Raw genomic sequence first — 19506 nt, forward strand, 5'->3', positions numbered from 1 at the left:
AAGGGGCTCGGGACGTGCCGCCGGGGTGTGACCGCGGGGTCGTTCTCGGAGCGGACCGGTCCCAGTGCGGAAGGGTGGCCCGTGGTCGTGCCGTCAGGCCCGCAGGGGAGACCGCCACGCCCCGGCGCCCGCTCGGCAGTCCGCCTCGCGCTCGTCGGCAGCGTTGCCCGTGCGCTCTCCGCATCGGCCCGGCACGAACGGTACGGGCGGCCGGCCGCCGACGTCTCCCCGGCCTTGCGGGCCGGACCGGGGACCGGGAGGGGCCTGACCGGTGGCGGGTCGGGCCAGGGCGGGACCGGCCGGGGGCGCGGGCTAAGCTCGGACGATGGAGCGGAACGCGGGGGCGGTGCGGTTCCGGGTGCTGGGGGCGCTCGGGGCCGAGGTGGACGGGCGGCCGGTCCGGCTGGGCGGCCCGCACCAGCGCGCGGTGTTGGGCCAACTGCTGGTCGCGGACGGTGCGGTGGTGTCCGCCGACGGGTTGGCCGACGGGCTCTGGCAGGGTCGGCCACCGGCCAAGGCGAGCGCCTCGCTCCAGGCCTACGTCTCCAACCTGCGGCGGCTGCTGGAGCCCGCCCGGGGACCGCGCGAGCCGGCCCGGCTGCTGGTCAGCGAGGGGCCCGGGTACGCGCTGCGGCTGCCGCGCAGCGGAGCGCTGGACGCCCGGGACTTCGAACGCCTGCTGGTCCGGGCCCGCGAGCTGCGGCGCCCGGGCCCGGCCCGGGAGGGGTTGGCGCTCTGGCACGGGGAGGTCTACGGGGAGTTCGCCGACCGCCCGTGGGCGCTCCGAGAGGTCGCCCGACTGGGTGAACTGCGGCTCTCTGCGCGGGAGTTGCTCATCGAGCTGGAGCTTGAACAGGGCGATTCTGCGGTGGCCGTGCCGCAGGCGCTGGCGCTGACCGAGGACCATCCGTACCGGGAGGAGGGCTGGCGGCTGCTCGCCCTGGCGCTCTGGGCCGGGCACCGGCAGGCCGAGGCGCTGGACGCCCTGCGGCGGGCCCGCACGCTGCTCGGCGAGGAGCTCGGCCTGGACCCGAGCCCGGCCCTGGCCGACCTGGAGGCGGCTGTCCTGCACCAGCACACCGAGCTGCTGCCGCCCCGTGCCCGGGACAGGATGACGCTCAACGGCCTGTCGGAGAAGGGGAGTCCCGCGGAGTCGGGAGGGCGGCCCGAGTCGTCGGGGGGCGCCTCGGCGGCGAGGGCCAGGCCAGCGGATGGAGGGTCCGGGGCGGGCCGCGTGACGGTGGACGGCGGGCGTTCCGCCGGGGCGGCCGGACCGGGCGTGCACGGTGTCGGGCCGGGTCCGGCGGGCGAGGGCGCTGCGCCCCGGCCGGCGGCGGTGCCGGGACCTGCCGGCGGTCCGTCCGGTCCCGACGGTCCGGTGGCGGGGTCTTTCGCGGTGACCGGTTGGACCGCTCCCGGAGATGCCGGGCCCGCCGGGTGGGCGGGCGGTGCTGCGGAGGCGGTCCCGCCTGCGGCCGTACCGCCCGGTGGTCCCGACGACGCCCGCGAGCTCTTCGTCGGCCGGGAGGCCGAGCTGCGGGCGGTGCGGGAGTCGGCTGCCGAGGTGGCCGCAGGCGGGCTCCGCGTGGTGTTGGTGAGCGGGGAGGCCGGGGCCGGGAAGAGCACCCTGCTGCACCGCCTGCGAGTCGAACTGACCGGTGCGGGCTGGCTGGTGGCCACCGGCCGGTGCCCGGAGACGGAGGGGGCGCCGGCCGCCTGGGCCTGGACGGAGGCGCTGCGCGCGCTGGCCGCCCGCTGTGCGCCCTCGCCCGCGCTCGCCGGTCTGCTGGCACCGCTGCTGGAGACGGAGGCCCCGACGGACGGCCCCGGCCGGGAGGACGCGCTCGCGGGCCGCTTCCGGCTGCACCGGGCGGTGGCCGACTGGCTGCGGGCCGCCACTGCCGCCCGGCCGGTCGCCCTGGTGCTGGACGACCTGCACGCCGCCGACCGGGAGACCAGGGCGCTGCTCGGTGAGCTGGCCACCGGTCCGGCCGTGCCGGGCCTGCTGCTGGTGCTGGCCCACCGTCCCGGTGAGGGCGAACTCACCGACATGCTGGGCCAGTTGGCCCGGCTGTCGCCGCGCCGGTTGCCGCTGCGCGGCCTGGCGGCGGCCGATGCCGGGCGGCTGGTGGAGGCGGTCTGTGCGGCACCGGTCCGGCCGGAGACGGTGGCGGCCCTGGCCGAGCGCACCGGAGGCAACCCCTTCTACCTCCGGGAGAGCGCCCGGCTGCTGGCCGCCGAGGGGGCGTTGGTGGCCGTCACCGAGGTGCCGCAGGGCGTCGCCGACGTCCTGCGCCGCCGCTTCGACCGGCTGCCGCCCGCCACCCTGGAGGTGCTCCGGCTCGCCGCCGTGGTCGGCCGCGAGGCCGAGGTCGACATCCTGCTCGCCGCCACCGGCCCCGGCCCGGCCGCCGACCCGATCCCGGGCGCCGGCCCGGGCTCGCCGCGACCTCTCCCGGGCCTCGTCACGAACGCAGCGTCGGCCCTCGGGCCCGGGGCCGGGCCGAGCCGCGGCCCGTTCGAGCTTCCGGGCGCCACCGCAGACCCACCGTCGGGCCCGGTCCCGCCTTCGGTTCCAGCCGCAGTGCCGGTCCCTGACGCGGCGTCGGCCCCGGGCCTGTCGTCGGCCCCCGCCGGGTGGCCTGCGACGGGAGCCGCCCCGCTGGTCCTCCCGGGCCGGGTCCTGGACGCGGCGTCCACCCTCGCCCCGTACCCGCCCCAGGGCTCCACCCCTGACGCGGCGTCGGCGGCGCTGCACGAGGAGCAGCTCTACGCCGCCCTGGAGAGCGCCCTCGACGGCGGCCTGCTCACCGAGCCCGGCCCCGGTGTGGTCCGGTTCACCCACGCCCTGGTGCGCGACACCCTCTACGGCGATCTCACCCGCCTGCGCCGCTCCCGGCTGCACGCCCGCGTCGCGCAGGCGATCCGCTCCCGTCGCCCCACACAACTCTCCGCACTGGCCCACCACTTCGCCCACTCGGCGACCTCCGCCACCGCCCACCTGGCGGTGGAGTACGCCGTCCGCGCCGCCGAGGCGGCCGAGCGCCGCTACGCCCACGAGACCTGCGCGGCCCTCTACCGGCAGGCCCTCGACCTGCTGCCGCTGGTGCCCGCCGAGCTGGTGGACCAGCAGGCCCGCCGGATCGAGCTGCTCGGTGCGCTGCTGCGGGCCCAGGTCCGGGCCGGCGCGATCCGGGCCGCGCTGGCGACAAGGGCCACCGCGATCGCCGAGGCCCGGGAGAGCGGGCGGTTCGAGCTCGCGGTCGCCGCCTGGACCTCCTGGACCGAGCCGACCCCGTGGGTGGCCCATCCGTACGGCACGGTGGACCACGCCGCGGTCGAGGCGCTGAACGCGCTGCTGGCCCGCCCGGACCTGCCGCCCGCCACCCGCTGCCACCTGCTCGACGCGCTCACCTACGAGCTGGACTGCTCCGGCAGCCCGGAGGGCTGGGACGCGGCGGCCGAGGCGGTGGCGATCGCCCGTGAGGTCGGCGAGCCGGTGCTGCTGGCGCACGCGCTGGCCGCGCAGGCCCGGGTGCACGACTACGAGCTGCAGATCGAGCTGCGCACCGCGATCGCCGAGGAGCTCTCCGCCCTCGCCACCGAGCACGACCTGCCGGCCTACCGCTGGCTGGCCGAGCACCTGTGGTGCACGGCCGCCGCGGTCCGCAGTGACTTCGCGGGAGTGCGCGCGCACGCGCTGGCCGGGCTGCGGATCGCCGAGGCCTACCACCTCCCCGAGCTGGTGGACGTCGGCCGCTGCCAGCTGGGCATGCTGGCGCTGATCGAGGGCCGGGAGGAGGAGGCGGACGCCCGCTTCCGGGCCGCGATCGAGGGCCTGTACTCCCGGGATTCGATCCACGCGGAGGGCTTCGACGCCCTCTTCCGGCTCACCCGGGCGTTCCAACGCGGCACGCTGGCCGAGGAGTTGCCGCTGATCGAGCGCGGCGGCCAGCTCTACGGGCCGCTGGTCGAGGACGTCCGGGCACTGGCCCTGCTGGAGGCCGGCCGCCCGGTGGCCGAGGTGCGGGCGACCAGGGTGGAGCGGCGGCCGATCCCGCCCGACTACTACCGCTCCTTCTTCCTCACCCTGCGGGCGCTGGCGGTGATCGCCCTGGACGAGCGGGCCGAGGCGGCCGAGGTCTACGCCGATCTGCTGCCGCACCGGGGCATGATCGCCGGGGCGGCCAGTACCTCGATCGCGCTGCGCCCGGTCCCGCTCACCCTGGCCGAGCTGGCCGACTACCTCGGCGAGCCCGGGTGGGCGGCCGGCCACCGCCGGGAGGCGGTCGAGCTGGCCGCCCGGCTGCCCCGTCGGGGGGCTCCGCTGACGGGGTGAAAGATGTCCTGCCCGTGAAGACCGAACGAACTCCCGGAGCCGTCCGGGTGTCCGGCTGTGCGCTTGGCCACACTCCCGCACGGGTGTGCGACGGCCTGTGGCAGGTCCGGGAAAAGGCCTGATTCCGCAGCTCGGAGGCATCGATCGGGTACGTATCGAAGGCCGGTCCGATCGGGGGCGGACGATGCCCGGAGGTGATCCACTCGACGGGCGCCGTAACCATCAGCCATTAGCATCGTGTCACATGGCCGTGCTGACACAGGTGACGACACCGCAGGATGAGGGGACCGGGCCCACCGCCCGGTACACGGCAGGGCCGGTGCCCGAGCCGCGCACCCTGCTCGACGTGCTGGCGGCGACCACCCGCGCACACCCGGGCGAACCCGCCCTCGACGACGGCCGCGCCGTCCTCTCCTACCGTGCGCTGAGCGCCGAGGTGGAGGGGGTGCGCCGCCGCCTGGCGGCCGCCGGCATCGGCCGCGGCGACCGGGTCGGCATCCGGGTGCCCTCGGGCAGCAACGACCTCTACGTCTGCATCCTCGGCACCCTGGCGGCCGGCGCCGCCTACGTTCCGGTGGACGCCGAGGACCCGGACGAGCGGGCCGAGCTGGTCTTCGGCGAGGCCGAGGCGGTCGGGGTGCTCGGCGCGGACCGCGCGCTCGCGCTGACGGGCCGTCAGCCCGGCGGCCGCACCGGCGAGGTGCCCGCCACCGGGGACGACGCCTGGATCATCTTCACCTCCGGCTCCACCGGTAAGCCCAAGGGTGTCGCCGTCACCCACCTCAATGCCGCCGCCTTCGTGGACGCCGAGGCCGCGCTCTTCCTCCAGGAGGAGCCGATCGGCCCGGGGGACCGGGTGATGGCCGGGCTCTCGGTCGCCTTCGACGCCTCCTGCGAGGAGATGTGGCTGGCCTGGCGGCACGGCGCCTGCCTGGTGCCGGTGCCGCGCTCCCAGGTGCGCGGCGGCGCCGACCTCGGCCCCTGGCTGGCCGAGCAGGAGATCACCGTGGTCTCCACCGTCCCCACCCTCGCCGCGCTCTGGCCGGCCGAGGCGCTGAACGAGGTCCGGCTGCTGATCTTCGGCGGCGAGGCCTGCCCGCCCGAGCTGGTGCAGCGCCTGGTCACCGAGGGCCGCGAGGTGTGGAACACCTACGGCCCGACCGAGGCCACCGTGGTGGCCTGCGCCGCGCTGCTGGACGGCGAGGGCCCGGTCCGGATCGGACTCCCGCTCCAGGGCTGGGACCTGGTGGTGGTCGGCCCGGACGGACACCCCGTCAGGATGGGCGAGACCGGCGAGCTGGTGATCGGTGGCGTCGGCCTGGCCCGCTACCTGGACCCGGCCAAGGACGCCGAGAAGTACGCCCCGCTCGAATCGCTCGGCTGGGAGCGCGCCTACCGCTCCGGCGACGTGGTGCAGGCCGAGCCCGAGGGTCTGCTCTTCCTCGGCCGGGGCGACGAGCAGATCAAGCTCGGTGGCCGCCGGATCGAGCTCGGCGAGGTGGACGCGGCGCTCCAGGCGCTGCCCGGGGTGGCCGGCGCCGCCGCCGCCGTCCGCACCGCCAAGGGCGGCAACCAGCTGCTGGTCGGTTACCTGGTCACCCAGGAGGGCTTCGACCGGGCCGCCGCCGTGGAGCGACTGCGGGCCGAACTCCCGGCCGCCCTGGTCCCGTTGCTCGCCCCCGTGGACTCGCTCCCCACCCGGACCTCCGGCAAGGTGGACCGCAACGCGCTGCCCTGGCCGCTGGCCGACCTCGAACCGGCCGGTCCGGTCGAGCAGTTGTACGGCACCGAGGCGTGGCTGGCCGAGCAGTGGGAGGCCATCCTCGGCGTGCCGGTCGGCAGCGCCCGGGAGGACTTCTTCGCGATCGGCGGCGGCTCGCTGGCCGCCGCCCGCCTCACCACCCTGCTGCGTGAGCGCTACCCCTCAGTGGCGGTGGTCGACCTCTACCAGTACCCGACCCTGCGCAAGCTCGCCCGCCACCTGGAGCAGAGCGGCCAGGGCGACGGGAAGCAGCGGGAGATCGCCCTCGTCCCGACCCGGGCCAAGCTGCTCCAACTCCTGCTGCTGATCCCGCTGTTCACCCTGACCGGCCTGCGCTGGACCACCGGCCTGCTGGCGCTCGGCAACGTCCTCGCCTGGTTCGGCGACTACCCGTGGGCGCCCACCGCCTCCTGGTGGGCGGTCGGCGCGGCGGCCGTGCTGCTGTTCAGTCCGCCCGGCAAGCTCGCCGTCGCGGCGGGCGGCGCCCGGCTGCTGCTGCGCGGGGTCGGCCCCGGCCGCTACCCGCGCGGCGGCTCGGTGCACCTGCGGCTGTGGACCGCCGAGCGCCTGGCCGAGGTCAGCGGCGCCACCTCGCTCTCCGGTTCCTGGCTGGTCCGCTACGGCCGGGCGCTCGGCGCCAAGATCGGCCAGGACGTCGACCTGCACTCGCTGCCGCCCGTCACCGGCCTGCTCAAGCTCGGCCGGGGCGCCGCCGTCGAGGCCGAGGTGGACCTCACCGGCCACTGGCTGGACGGCGACCGCCTGGAGATCGGCGCGATCAAGATCGGCGCCGGAGCGGTGATCGGCACCCGCTCGACCCTGCTGCCCGGCGCCAAGGTCGGCAAGAACGCCCAGGTCCTCCCCGGCTCCGGCGTCACCGGCCAGGTGCCCACCGGCCAGCGCTGGGCCGGTGCCCCCGCCGTCAAGCTCGGCAAGGCCGAGCGGAACTGGCCCAAGCAGCGCCCGCCGCACCGGCTCGCCTGGTCCGCGCTCTACGGGGCCAGCGGCCTCGGCCTCACCCTGCTACCCGTCCTCCCGCTGGCCGCCGCCCTGCTGGTGACGGGCCGGTTCGTCCACCCGGGCGACGGCCTCGGGGCCGCCCTCACCGGCGCCCTGATCGCCCTCGTCCCGGCCACCCTGGCCTACGGCCTGGTGCACGCCGGGCTGCTGCTGGCGGCCGTCCGGCTGCTCTCGATCGGCCTCACCCCCGGCGTCCACCCGCTGCACGGCCGGATCGCCTGGCAGGCCTGGACGGTCAGCCAGCTGATGGACCAGGCCCGGGAGATCTTCTTCCCGCTCTACGCGGGCCTGATCACCCCGGTCTGGCTGCGCGCTCTCGGCATGACCATCGGCAGCCGGGCCGAGGTCTCCACCGTGCTCGCGCTGCCCAGCCTGACCACCGTCGGCGACGGCGCCTTCCTGGCCGACGACACCCTGATCGCCCCGTACGAGCTGGGCGGCGGCTGGCTGAAGATCGGTCAGGCGGAGATCGGCAAGCGCGCCTTCCTGGGCAACTCCGGGATGACCGCGCCGGGCCGCGCGGTGCCGGACCGGGGCCTGGTCGGGGTGCTCTCGGCCACCCCGAAGAAGGCCAAGAAGGGCAGCTCCTACCTGGGCATGCCGCCGGTCAAGCTGCCGCGCTCGGCCGACACGGCGGACCAGAGCCTCACCTACGACCCGCCGGCCCGGCTGCTCTGGGCCCGGGGCCTGGTCGAGGTCTGCCGCTTCGTGCCGGTGCTCGCCTCCACCGGCCTGCTGGTCCTCACCCTGGCCGCCCTGGCCGGCCTGGCCGGTGCGCTTCCGCTGTGGGGCGCGGCCCTGCTCTCCGGCGCGGTGCTGATCGCCGCCGGGCTGCTCGCCTGCCTGGTCTCGGCGGCGGCCAAGTGGCTGCTGGTCGGCCGCTTCAAGGCGGTCGAGCACCCGCTGTGGAGCGGCTTCGTCTGGCGCAACGAGCTGGCCGACACCTTCGTCGAGGTGCTCGCCGTGCCCTGGCTGGTCGGCGCCGTCCCCGGCACCCCGGTGCTCAACCTCTGGCTCCGCTCGCTCGGCGCCAAGGTCGGCAGGGGCGTCTGGTGCGAGAGCTACTGGCTGCCCGAGGCCGACCTGGTCACCCTCGGGGACGGGGCCACGGTGAACCGGGGCTGCGTGGTGCAGACCCACCTCTTCCACGACCGGATCATGCGCATGGATACTGTGGTCCTCCACGAAGGGGCCACCCTGGGCCCGGGCGGCATCGTGCTGCCCGGCAGCTCGGTGGGCGCCCGGAGCACCCTGGGCCCGGCCTCGCTCGTGATGCGGGCCGAGTCGGTGCCGGCGGACACCCGCTGGCTGGGCAATCCGATCGAGTCCTGGCAGTCCTGACGGTCCGTCTGGAGCAGGAGCGTACGAAGCGTTGAGTCCCAAGCAGGTGCAGTCCCCCGGCGCGTCCCCCCGCGTCGACCCGTACTTCCCCGAGCACGGCGACCCGCGCTACCGGGTGCACCGCTACGAGCTGACCCTCGACTACCGTCCCGGGCCGAACCGCCTCGGCGGCTCGGCCCGGATCCTGGCGGTGGCCGGTGGCTCGGCGCTGGCCGAGTTCGCCCTCGACCTGGCCGACTTCCGGATCGGGCGGGTGCTGGTCGACGGCAAGGCCGCCCGCTACACCCACCGGGGCGGCAAGCTGCGGATCCGCCCGGTCAAGGCGCCGGCGGCCGGCGCCGCCTTCACCGTCGAGGTGCACTACACCGGCAACCCCAAGCCGGTCCGCAGCCCCTGGGGCGGCCTCGGCTGGGAGGAGCTGACGGAGGGTGCCCTGGTGGCCAGCCAGCCGATCGGCGCCTCCTCCTGGTACCCGTGCAACGACCGCCCGGCCGACAAGGCGAGCTACCTGATCTCGCTCACCACCGCCTCCCCGTTCACCGTGGTGGCCACCGGCCGGCTGCTCAGCCGCACCAGCCGCTCCTCCTCCACCACCTGGGTCTACGAGCAGGCCGCGCCGACCGCCAGCTACCTGGTCTCGGTCTCGGTCGGCCTGTACGAGACGGTCCGGCTGGTCGAGGGCGGCGACCCCGGCGCCCCGCGCCGCACCGTGCCGCAGACCGCCTACCTGCCGCTGCGGCTGCTGCCCGAGTTCGGCAACGACTTCGGGCGGCAGACCCGGATGATGCACCTCTTCGAGGAGCTGTTCGGCCCCTACCCCTTCGGCGAGTACGCGGTGGTGGTGGCCGACGAGGAGCTCGACGTCCCGGTCGAGGCCCAGGGCCTGGCCACCTTCGGGCGCAACCACCTCGGCGGGCAGCGCGGCTCCGAGCGGCTGGTCGCGCACGAGCTCGCCCACCAGTGGTTCGGCAACAGCGTCACCATCGCCGACTGGCGGCACATCTGGCTGAACGAGGGCTTCGCCAAGTACGCCGAGTGGCTCTGGGCCGAGCACTCCGGGGGCCGCTCCGCCGCCGACCACGCCGCTGCCGCGCACGCCCTGCTGGCCGGGCAGCCGCAGGACCTGGTGCTCGGCGACCCCGGCAAGCGGCTGATGTTCGACGACCGCCTCTACCAGCGCGGCGGCCTGGTCCTGCACGCCCTGCGCGCGGCCGTCGGCGAGCAGGCCTTCTTCCGCCTGGTCCAGGACTGGGCCGTCCTCAACCGCCACGGCGTGGTCTCCACCGCGGACTTCCTCACCCACGCCGGGCGCTACGCCCCGGCCCCCCTCGACGCCCTCTTCGACGCCTGGCTCCGCCGCCCGGAGCTCCCGCCGCTGCCCACCCTGCCGCCCCCGCGCCCGGCCCATCCGCCGCAGGCGTAGCGCGGTACGGGCAAGGCCCCCGGAGACCACCGCGCTGGTCTCCGGGGGCGCTGCCCGCCCGGGCCCGCACCCCCGTGGCGGGCCCGGCTCCTGAGGGGCCGTCAGACGGTGACCGGCTCGCGCGGCGCGGGGGCCGGGTCCTCGCCGCCGCCGTGCTCGATCCTGAGCTCGGGGAGCAGACGGTCCAGCCAGGCCGGGAGCCACCAGTTGGCGCGGCCGAGCAGGGTCATGGTGGCGGGCACCAGGACCAGGCGGACCACGGTGGCGTCGACCAGGACGGCGGCGGCCATGCCGACGCCCATCATCTTGACCGTGACGTCCGGGTCGAGGGCGAAGCCGACGAAGACCGCGACCATGATGGCGGCCGCGCTGCTGATCACCCGGCCGGTGGCGGAGAGGCCGCGCACCACGCTGCCGTGCGCGTCCTTGGTGACCAGCCAGTCCTCCCGGACCCGGGCCAGCAGGAAGACCTCGTAGTCCATCGAGAGCCCGAAGAGCACGGTGAACATCAGGATCGGCACCCAGCTGGAGACCGGCACCGCGTGCGGCAGCCCGAGCAGTTCCGCGCCGAAGTCGGTCTGGAAGACGGCGGTGGTGACGCCGTAGGCGGCGGCGACCGAGAGCAGATTCATCGCGGCGGCCTTGACCGCCAGCACCGGGGCGCGGAACAGCACCGTCAGCAGGATCAGCGAGAGCGCCACCACGAACGGCACCACCACCCAGAGCCGGGAGGCCAGCCGGTCCGAGATGTCGGCGAAGGCGGCCACCACGCCGGTCGCCTCGGCGCCGGCCGGCAGCAGGCCGCCGCGCAGGCGGTCGAGCAGCTCCTTGGTCTTCACGTCCTGCGGCCCGGTGGTCGGCCGGACGGTGATCACGGCCGCGTCCCCGGCCCGGTTGATCACCGCCGGGGTGACCGCTGCGACGCCCGGCGCGTCCTTCAACCGCGCGGCCAGCGAGGGCAGTTCGGCGGTCGGGACGGTGCGCAGGTCGACCGCGACCACCAGTGGGCCGTTCGCCCCCGGGCCGAAGGCGGCGGCGGTGAGGTCGTAAGCCTGCCGGGTGGTGTGGTCGGCGGCCTGGCTGCCGGCGTCCTGCGGCCAGGTGCGCATGCCGAGCATCGGCGCGGCCAGCGCGAGCAGCACCACCAGCGAGGCGAGCGCGCCGGCGACCGGGCGGCGGCCGATCAGCTGCGCCCAGCGCTCGGTGCGGGTCGGCCCGTCGGTGCCCTTGCGCCCGAAGGCCACGCCCGGCTTCCAGCCCAGCCGCTCGGCCTTGCGCAGCAGCCGGGGCCCGGCCATCGCGCAGAGCGCGGGCACCAGGGTGAGCGAGGCCAGCATCACGGCGCCGACCACCACGAAGGTGGCGTAGCCGAAGGAGGAGTAGGTGGAGAGCCCGGCCAGCCGCAGGCCGAGCAGCGAGACCAGTACGGTGGCCCCGGCGATCACCACCGAGGACCCGGCGGTGGCGGTGGCCTCGGCGGCGGCCTCCCGGGGCGTCAGGCCCCGGCGCAGGCCCTCGACGTGACGGCTCACCAGCAGCAGCGCGTAGTCGATGCCGACGCCCAGGCCGACCATGGTGGCCACCGTCGGGGCGGTGGCGCTGATGTCGGTGACGGCGGACAGCAGGGTGGTCAGCGCGGTGCCCAGGCCCAGCCCGGCCAGCGCCACCAGCAGCGGCAGCCCGGCCGAGACCAGGGTGCCGAGCGCCACCACCAGGATCACCAGCGCGGCCACCACACCGACCAGTTCGGCGGTGCCGTCGGGCGCGGAGAAGTTCTCCGGCAGCTGGCCGCCGAAGGCGACCTGGAGGCCGGCCGCCTCGGTCGGGGCGGCGGCGGAGCGCAGCGCGTCCAGGCCCACCGAGCCCTCGAAGTCGGTGACGGGCACCAGGTAGTCGACCTGGATCAGCGCGGTGGCGCCGTCGGCGGAGAGCAGCGGGGCGCCGGCCGAGGCGGCGTGCGGCAGCTTCGCCAGCCGCTCGCGCAGCTCGGTCAGCGGCTGCTCGGGGAGCCGCTGCCCGCCCCGGTCGTGGACGACCACCCGGGCACTGGCGCCGGACAGCTCGGGGAAGCGCTCGCGCAGCAGGTCGGCGCCGGCGGTGGAGCGGGTGCCGGGCACCCGGTAGTCCTCGCGCGGCTCGCCGCCGAGGGTGGCGGCCAGGGTGAGGGCGACGGCCAGCAGCACCAGCCAGCCGAGCAGGGTGCGCCAGGGTCTGGCGGCGGCGGAGCCGCCGAGGCGGCCTAGGAAGGAGGACATCGCAGTGCCTTTCGGCGGGTCCGGACGGTCGGTCAGGGCCAGCCTGGGGCGCGCGACTTGGAGCTCACTTGGGGTGGTTCGTGACCGCTCTCCAAGGGCCTCCCCGAACGGAGTGTCAGAAACGGACAAGTTTGGACAATTGCGATCTAATCGCAGTCATGACCCGACCCCTGTCCGAACCCCCGTCAGAGCGGAGGTGCCGGAGTTGAGCCTGCTCCGGGAGAACGCCGTCCTCGCGCTCTTCGCCTGCCTCGCCCTCGGCTACCTGATCGGCAAGCTGAGGGTGGGCCCGATCCAGCTCGGCGGGATCTGCGGCACCCTGATCGTCTCGATGCTGATCGGCGCCCAGAAGGTCTCCGTCAACGCCGACGTGAAGAACGTCGCCTTCGCGCTCTTCATCTTCTCGCTCGGCTACATGGCCGGGCCCCAGTTCGTCGCCAACCTCAACGCCAAGGGCCTGCGCTTCGGCGTGCTCTCGGTGCTGGAGGCGGGCGTGGTCATCCTGATGGCGATCGGCTTCGCCACCGGCTTCGACCTGGACGTCGGCACCGCTTCCGGCATCCTGGCCGGGGCCGCGACCGAGTCGGCCGTGGTCGGCACCGCGCAGGAGGCGATCACCAAGCTGGCCGGGATCACCCCGGACCAGTCGCAGGAGCTCCAGGCCCACGTGGCCACCGCGTACTCGGTCTGCTACCTGTTCGGCCTGGTCACCATCGTCATGCTGACCAGCCAGATCTTCCCGATGCTGATGCGGATCAACCTGGCCGACGCCTGCCGGGAGATCTGGGAGCGGATGCGCGGCGACGACGCCGGGCTGGAGGCCGGCGAGCAGGCCGCGCTGCCCGCGCTGGTCGGCCGCACCTACCTGGTCTCGCAGGGCGAGGGCTCCAAGGTCGGCGACTTCGAGGCGGCCGAGCGCCAGCTGGTCTCGATCGAGGGCGTCAAGCGCGGCGACCAGGTGCTCACCGTCGAGCCCGGGCTGACCCTGAAGCGGGGAGACCGGGTGCTGGTGGTCGGCGCCCGGGAGGCCGTGATGGACGCCGGGCACGAGCTCGGCCCGGAGACCTCCGGGGTGCCCGGGCTGGACAGCCCGCTGGCCGTCCGCGAGGTGGTGGTCACCCGCAAGGAGCTGAACGGACGCACCGTCAACCAGCTCCGGGCGAAGGAGCCGCAGGCCGTCGGCGGGGTCTACCTGACCGACATCCAGCGGGTGGACCACCACCTGCCGGCCGTCGGCGAGACCGAGCTGCACCAGGGCGACACGCTGACCGTGGTCGGGGCCCGGGCCAAGGTGGAGAAGTTCGCCGCCAAGGTCGGTGCGACGGTCCGTCAGGACACCGCCGACTACATCTACATCAGCCTCGGCATCTGCCTGGGCGTGCTGCTCGGCGAGGTCACCATCCACGCCGGGGACGTCAACCTCGCCCTCGGCACCGGCGGCGGCTGCCTGATCGTCGGCCTGTTCTTCGGCTGGCTGCGGGCCCAGCGCCCGACCTTCGGCGCCTACCCGCCGGTGGCCGCGCAGACCGCCAAGGACCTCGGCCTGGCCATCTTCATCGCCGTCACCGGCATGGCGGCCGGCCCGGACGCCGGCCCGCTGCTGAAGCAGTACCCGGTCCTGCTGCCGGCCGCCGGCATCCTGATGGTGCTGATCCCGGCCTTCCTGTCGTTCTTCGTCGGCCGCAAGCTGCTGAAGATCGAGAAACCGATCCTGATCGGCGCCATCGCGGGCCAGCAGTGCTCCACCCCCGCGATCACCGCCGTCAGCAACGTGGCGCAGAGCAGCGTGCCGATGCTCGGCTACACGATCACCTACACCATCTCCAACTTCCTGCTGCCACTCACCGGTCCGGTGCTGGTCGGCATCATCGGCCTCTGAGGAAGGAGCGGGACCACCATGGACTGGATCACGGACCACGTCTTCAAGCCGTATCCGGAACTGCTGATCTTCCTGACCATCTCGCTCGGCTTCCTGGTCGGGAAGATCCGCTACAAGGCCATCGGCCTGGGCGCGGTGACGGGCTGTCTGATCGCCGGCCTGTTCACCGGCTGGGTGACCGAGGTCAGCGTGAACGGCACGGTGAAGTCGGTGTTCTTCATCATGTTCCTGTTCGCCCTCGGCTACAAGGTCGGCCCCCAGTTCTTCCGGGGCCTGAAGAAGGACGGCCTCCCGCAGGTCACGGTGGCGGTGGTGGTCTGCGTCACCGGTCTGCTGGTCTGCTGGGGCTTCGACGTGATGCTCGGCTACGGGCCCGGCCTCGGTGCCGGCCTGCTGGGCGGCGCGCTCACCCAGTCGGCGGTGATCGGCGTCGCCCAGGACGCCATCGCCAACATCCAGGGCCTGACGCCCGAACAGATCACCGCCGAACAGAACCTGGTGCCGGTCGGCTACGCCGTCACCTACCCGCTCGGCACCATCCTCTGCGCCATCCTGCTGGCCAACATCGCCCCCCGGCTGCTGAAGAGCAACCTGGCCGAGGACTCCCGGCAGCTGGCCGTCGAGCTGGACGCCCCGGAGTCCAACCCGGACCTCGCCGAGGGCTACTACGAGGTGGTGCTGCGCGCCTTCACCGTCGCCGGGAACGGCCTGGTCGGCCGGACCATCGACGACATCGAGGCGCAGCAGAAGGAGCAGGGCCGCCGGATCTACATCACCCGGGTCCGCCGGGACGGCGAGATCATCGACCACACCCAGCAGACCGTCATCCAGCAGGGCGACGCGATCGCGGTCTCCGCGCTCCGGCACGACCTGGTGGACTTCGACCCGGCCCGGCAGATCGGCCCGGAGACGGACGACGCCGGGCTGCTCAGCTACCAGACCGAGCACCTGCACGTGGTGGCCTCCAACAAGGAGCACCTCGGCAAGACGGTGGCCCAACTCCGGCGCGAGCCCTTCATGGTGGGCGTCTACGTGGACAAGGTCTACCGGGCCGGTGCCGAGTTCCCGTACCGGCTGTCCACCGAGCTGGAGCGCGGCGACACCCTGGTGCTGACCGGCCCCAAGCGGCTGGTCGACCCGGCCACCGCCGCGATCGGCAAGTCGGTGCCGACCAGCTTCGCCACCGACATGGTGTGGGTGGGCCTGGGCATCTTCCTCGGCGGCTGCATCGGCATCCCGGCGCTCACCGCCGGGGGCGTGCCGATCTCGCTCTCCACCTCGGGCGGCGCCCTGATCATGGGGCTGATCTTCGGCTGGATCCGGGGCCGTTACCCGACCTACGGCAACGTGCCGCCCGGTGCCCAGTGGTTCATGGACACCTTCGGGCTCTGCGCGTTCGTCGCCATCGTCGGCATCAACGCCGGGCCCAGCTTCAGCAGCGGTCTCTCCCAAGCGGGTTGGGGCCTGCTGGTGTGGGGCGCGGTGGCCACCGTGATCCCGCTGATCGTCGGCATCCTGGTCGGGCACTTCGTCTTCAAGATCAGAGTGCCGATCCTGATGGGCGTGGTCGCCGGTGCGCAGACCACCACGGCGGCCATCGGCGCGATCAACGAAGAGGCCAAGTCCCAGATCCCGACGCTCGGTTACACCATCCCGTACGCGGCAGGCAACGTCCTGCTGACCATCTGGGGCGCCATCATCGTCGCCCTGCTCGGCTAGGAGAGAGCACCGTGAGCAAGCCTTCGATCAGCCGCGAGGAGATCCGCCGGCTGTCCAAGCTGAGCCCGTTCGAGCTGAAGGGCGAGTTCATGCGGCTCGCCCAGGCCTACCAGGCCGACCAGCCGGGCCAGAAGGGCCAGTCCACCTCGCACATGCTCAACGCCGGCCGGGGCAATCCGAACTGGATCGCCACCGGCCCGCGCGAGGCGTACCTCGCCCTCGGCCACTTCGCGCTCTCCGAGAGCCGCCGGGTGTGGACCGCCGACAACCTCGGCGGGATGCCCGAGAAGCACGGCATCGCCGAGCGCTACGACCGCTTCGCCCGCTCGCACCCCGAGCTGCCCGGCATCGAGATGCTGACCGCCTCGATCGGCCTGGCGGTGGACCGCTTCGGCCTGGACCGGGAGGCGTTCATCCACGAGCTGGCCGACTCCTCGATCGGCGACAACTACCCCGTCCCGGACCGGATGCTGGTCAACGCCGAGCAGATCGTCCGGGGCTACCTGCACCAGGAACTGATGCACGGTCAGCCGCCCGCCGACCAGCTGGACCTGTTCGCCACCGAGGGCGGCACGGCGGCGATGTGCTACATCTTCGACTCGCTGATGAAGAACGGCATCCTGAAGAAGGGCGACAAGATCGCCCTGATGGTGCCGGTCTTCACCCCCTACATCGAGATCGCCGAGCTCGACACCTTCGACTTCGAGGTGGTCAAGGTCGAGGCGTCCAGCTTCACCGAGACCGGCGTGCGCGGCTGGCGCTACCCGACCGAGGAGGTCGCCAAGCTGGAGGATCCGGCGATCAAGCTGGTCTGCCTGGTCAACCCCTCCAACCCGCCCTCGCTGGCGCTCTCCCAGCGGGTCGCCGACCAGATCAAGCAGATCGTCGCCACCAAGAACCCGAACCTGATCGTGGTCACCGACGACGTCTACGGCACCTTCGTCAACGGCTTCCGCACCATCGCCGCCGACCTGCCGCGCAACTCCCTGCTGGTGTACTCCTACTCCAAGCACTACGGCTGCACCGGCCACCGCCTCGGTGTCATCGGCCTGCACCACGACAACGTCATCGACGAGATGCTCGGCAAGCTCCCGGCGGAGGAGAAGGCCCGGCTGGCCAAGCGCTACGGCACCCTCACCCTGGAGCCGGAGAAGATCCGCTTCATCGACCGCCTGGTCGCCGACTCCCGGCAGGTGGCCCTCAACCACACCGCCGGGCTGTCGCTGCCGCAGCAGGTGCAGATGACGCTCTTCTCGCTCTTCGACCTGCTCCCCGAGGGCCAGGCCTACAAGGCCAAGGTCCAGTCGATCGTCCAGCAGCGCCTGGCCCTGCTGCTGGAGGGCTCCGAGATGAAGATCTCCGAGGACGCCGGCCGGGCCGGCTACTACATCGAGCTGGACCTCCAGGCCGAGGCCGAGCGGGTGGCCGGCCCGGCGTTCGCCGAGTACCTGCTGAAGAACTACGAGCCCACCGAGCCGCTGTTCCGCCTGGCCGAGCAGACCGGCGTCGTCCTGCTCAACGGCGGCGGCTTCGACGGCCCCGAGTGGTCCGTCCGGGTCTCGCTGGCCAACCTCGACGACCTCGACTACCTCAAGATCGGCCACCACCTCCGGCAGATCTTCCTCGACTACCAGGCCGAGTGGGAGCAGTCCAAGGGCTGACCGCCAGTGGGTGAGCGGGGTGGGCGGACGACCGGTCCGTCCACCCCGCTCGTGCTGTACCGGGGCGCCGGTGCGTGGCGCGCGGCCGGGAGCGCAGCTGCCGGGTCGAGCCCGGGCTCCCGGTCCGACGCCGTGCCCGTCCGCCCCTCGTGGCGGAGTCGCTCCGCAGCGACGTTCCCGACGCCGCTCCGGAGGGCCCGCCGGTCCGGGACCTCTCGGCAGGCGCATGCTGGAGGGAGGGGCAGCGGACCCTTCGGAGGCGGCCATGGAGATCAGACCCCCAGCGGGCGTGGTGGTCGGGGTGGACGGATCGCCGCACGCGGCGCTGGCCGCCGAGTGGGCGGCGGGGGAGGCGGAGCGGCGCGGGTGCGCGCTGCACCTGGTGCACGCGGTGGAGACCGGGACGATCACCGTGCCGGCCAGGTCGGGGGCGGCCGTCACCGATCTGCTGCTGCGCAACGCCCAGGAGGTGCTGGACCGGGCGCTGGCCGAGCTGGGGGCGGCGCACCCCGCGCTGCGGCCGACCGGGGACGTGGTGCCCAAGGACCCGGCCGCCGCCGTGGTGACGGCGGCCGAGCACGCCGAGCTCGCGGTGGTCGGCACCCGGGGGCACGGCGGCTTCGCCTCGCTGCTGCTCGGTTCGGTCAGCCTGCGGGTCTGCGCGCACGCCGGCTGCCCGGTGGTGGTGGTGCGGGGCGACCGGGCCGAGGGACGGCACGTGCTGGTCGGGGTCCGGGAGGAGCGGGACGCCGGGGCGGTCCGATTCGCGGCCCGGGAGGCGGAGCAGGCCGGGCTGCCGCTGCGGGTGCTGCACGTCTGGTCCCCGGTGGTGGCGGACGTGGCCGGCGCCGCCGCGATGGTGGACGAGCTGGGCGAGGAGTCGGACCTGCACCGTCAGCTGCTGCGCCGCACCGTCGATCCGGTCCGCGCCGACCACCCCGAACTCGACCTGGACGCCGAGGACTTCGCCGGTCCGGTGGCGGCCACCCTGGTGGACGCCTCGGCCGAGGCGGCCCTGCTGGTGGTGCCCCGGCACGCTCCCGCGCCCCGGCTGGGGCTGCGGCTGAGCACCGCCGCGCACGCGGTGCTGCACCATGCCCACTGCCCGGTGGCGGTGGTCCCGGTCTGACCGGCCGTCAGCCGGCGGAGCCGGAGGCCCAGACGGGGCGGCCGGCCCGGTCGTAGATCACGATGTTGCCGTCACCCTGGAGGCCCAGGGCATTGCCCGGGGTGGCGGTGTTCGAGGAGGCCCAGAGGAGGGCGGCGGTGGGGTCCCGCAGGGTGATCCGGCCGTCGGTGAAGCGGGCGGTGATCGCCCGGTGGCCCGAGGTGCCGGTGGCCCAGAGCGGGCGGCCGGCGCGGTCGGACCAGACCAGGTTGCCGTCGGTCTGCATCACCAGCTGATGGTGCGTCACGGAGACGGCGGTGCCGGGCGGGAGCAGCAGGGTGGCGAACGACCCGGAGGTGGAGCTCATCCACCAGCCCCGGCCCTGCGCGTCGCTGATCAGCAGGCTGCCCTCGGTGCCCGCCGTCAGGGTGGCCCCGGGGCCACCCGCCGTGGCGGAGCGCCAGAGCTGCTGCCCGCCGGCGCCGGTCACCTCCAGCCGGCCGTCGGCGGTCAGCCGGGCGGACGCGCCAGGGCTGCCCCAGGTGCCGGTGGACCAGACGGCGGCGGACCGGGCGGTGTCGTACTGGACCAGGTTCCCGTCCCCCTGCATGGCGAGGGTGTACGCCCGGCCGTCGGCGGTGAAGGGGATCACCTGGCCCGGGACGACGGTCCAGGTGCCGGCCGTCCCGAGCGGCACCGGGGCGTTGGCGGCCGAGCCGGAGCCGCTCCACCCGCTGCCGGAGCCGCTGCCGGAGGAGCCGTCACCGATCCGGACGTCGCTCGCACCGCCCCCGCCGCCGGACACGATGATCCGGTCGTCGTCGCCCCGGTCGCCGGCCACCGCCGGCGCCGTCACCGTCCACAGCAGGACGGCCGCGCCGAGCGCTGCCGTCGCCCGCCCCCACCCACCTCGGACCACCGGTCCACCTCACGTCGTTCCCGGGTGCCCGCGCGGCACCGACACCCCTGACGTTCCCGCACCCTGACGCCCCCTCACAA

9 protein-coding genes are annotated in these 19506 nt (G+C 74.3%); 7 read left to right on the top strand and 2 right to left on the bottom strand.

From position 1 onward, the window contains the following. Positions 1–325 precede the first annotated feature (325 nt). The 3 genes from ACIRBX_RS15635 (at position 326) to ACIRBX_RS15645 (ending at position 9885) form a co-directional block, all read left to right on the top strand. Positions 326–4339: a BTAD domain-containing putative transcriptional regulator gene (locus ACIRBX_RS15635; protein ID WP_402296953.1), complete on the top strand. Its 4014-nt coding sequence runs from the start codon at positions 326–328 to the stop codon at positions 4337–4339. A gap of 244 nt (positions 4340–4583) precedes the next feature. Then, the gene (locus ACIRBX_RS15640) at positions 4584–8462 is read left to right on the top strand and encodes a Pls/PosA family non-ribosomal peptide synthetase (protein ID WP_402296955.1); all 3879 of its coding nucleotides are present in this window, start codon (positions 4584–4586) and stop codon (positions 8460–8462) included. Between the two features lie 31 nt (positions 8463–8493). Next, positions 8494–9885, top strand: a complete 1392-nt coding sequence (locus ACIRBX_RS15645) for a M1 family metallopeptidase (RefSeq protein WP_402296958.1) — start codon at positions 8494–8496, stop codon at positions 9883–9885. A gap of 101 nt (positions 9886–9986) precedes the next feature. On the opposite strand, the gene ACIRBX_RS15650 is transcribed toward ACIRBX_RS15645, so the two are convergent. After that, the gene (locus ACIRBX_RS15650; protein WP_402296960.1) at positions 9987–12140 is read right to left on the bottom strand and encodes an MMPL family transporter; all 2154 of its coding nucleotides are present in this window, start codon (positions 12138–12140) and stop codon (positions 9987–9989) included. A 205-nt stretch (positions 12141–12345) separates the two neighbouring features. Between ACIRBX_RS15650 and aspT (ACIRBX_RS15655) the strand changes: the two genes are divergently transcribed. From aspT (ACIRBX_RS15655) to ACIRBX_RS15670, 4 genes are all read left to right on the top strand, one after another. Beyond that, on the top strand, positions 12346–14019 hold the full coding sequence (gene aspT / locus ACIRBX_RS15655; RefSeq protein ID WP_402296962.1) for an aspartate-alanine antiporter: 1674 nt from the start codon (positions 12346–12348) through the stop codon (positions 14017–14019). Between the two features lie 18 nt (positions 14020–14037). Next, positions 14038–15738, top strand: a complete 1701-nt coding sequence (aspT, locus tag ACIRBX_RS15660; RefSeq protein ID WP_402296964.1) for an aspartate-alanine antiporter — start codon at positions 14038–14040, stop codon at positions 15736–15738. An 11-nt stretch (positions 15739–15749) separates the two neighbouring features. After that, positions 15750–17399, top strand: a complete 1650-nt coding sequence (locus tag ACIRBX_RS15665; protein WP_402296966.1) for a bifunctional aspartate transaminase/aspartate 4-decarboxylase — start codon at positions 15750–15752, stop codon at positions 17397–17399. Between the two features lie 265 nt (positions 17400–17664). Beyond that, complete coding sequence (locus ACIRBX_RS15670) at positions 17665–18528, top strand: universal stress protein (protein ID WP_402296968.1); 864 nt, start codon at positions 17665–17667, stop codon at positions 18526–18528. 7 nt (positions 18529–18535) lie between these two features. Here ACIRBX_RS15670 and ACIRBX_RS15675 read toward each other — a convergent pair whose 3' ends face one another. Continuing rightward, entirely contained in the window at positions 18536–19426 is an 891-nt protein-coding gene (locus tag ACIRBX_RS15675; RefSeq protein ID WP_402296970.1) for a hypothetical protein, read from the bottom strand. Between the last annotated feature and the right edge of the window lie 80 nt (positions 19427–19506).

The sequence above is a fragment of the Kitasatospora sp. NPDC096147 genome (assembly GCF_044763225.1).
GTDB lineage: Bacteria > Actinomycetota > Actinomycetes > Streptomycetales > Streptomycetaceae > Kitasatospora.

Excerpts from the sequence above, each read along its gene's own strand:
- aspT (WP_402296964.1), top strand. The coding sequence starts at position 14,038 with ATGGACTGGATCACGGACCACGTCTTCAAGCCGTATCCGGAACTGCTG.
- ACIRBX_RS15640 (WP_402296955.1), top strand. The coding sequence starts at position 4,584 with ATGGCCGTGCTGACACAGGTGACGACACCGCAGGATGAGGGGACCGGG.
- ACIRBX_RS15635 (WP_402296953.1), top strand. The coding sequence starts at position 326 with ATGGAGCGGAACGCGGGGGCGGTGCGGTTCCGGGTGCTGGGGGCGCTC.
- ACIRBX_RS15650 (WP_402296960.1), bottom strand. The coding sequence starts at position 12,140 with ATGTCCTCCTTCCTAGGCCGCCTCGGCGGCTCCGCCGCCGCCAGACCC.
- ACIRBX_RS15670 (WP_402296968.1), top strand. The coding sequence starts at position 17,665 with ATGGAGATCAGACCCCCAGCGGGCGTGGTGGTCGGGGTGGACGGATCG.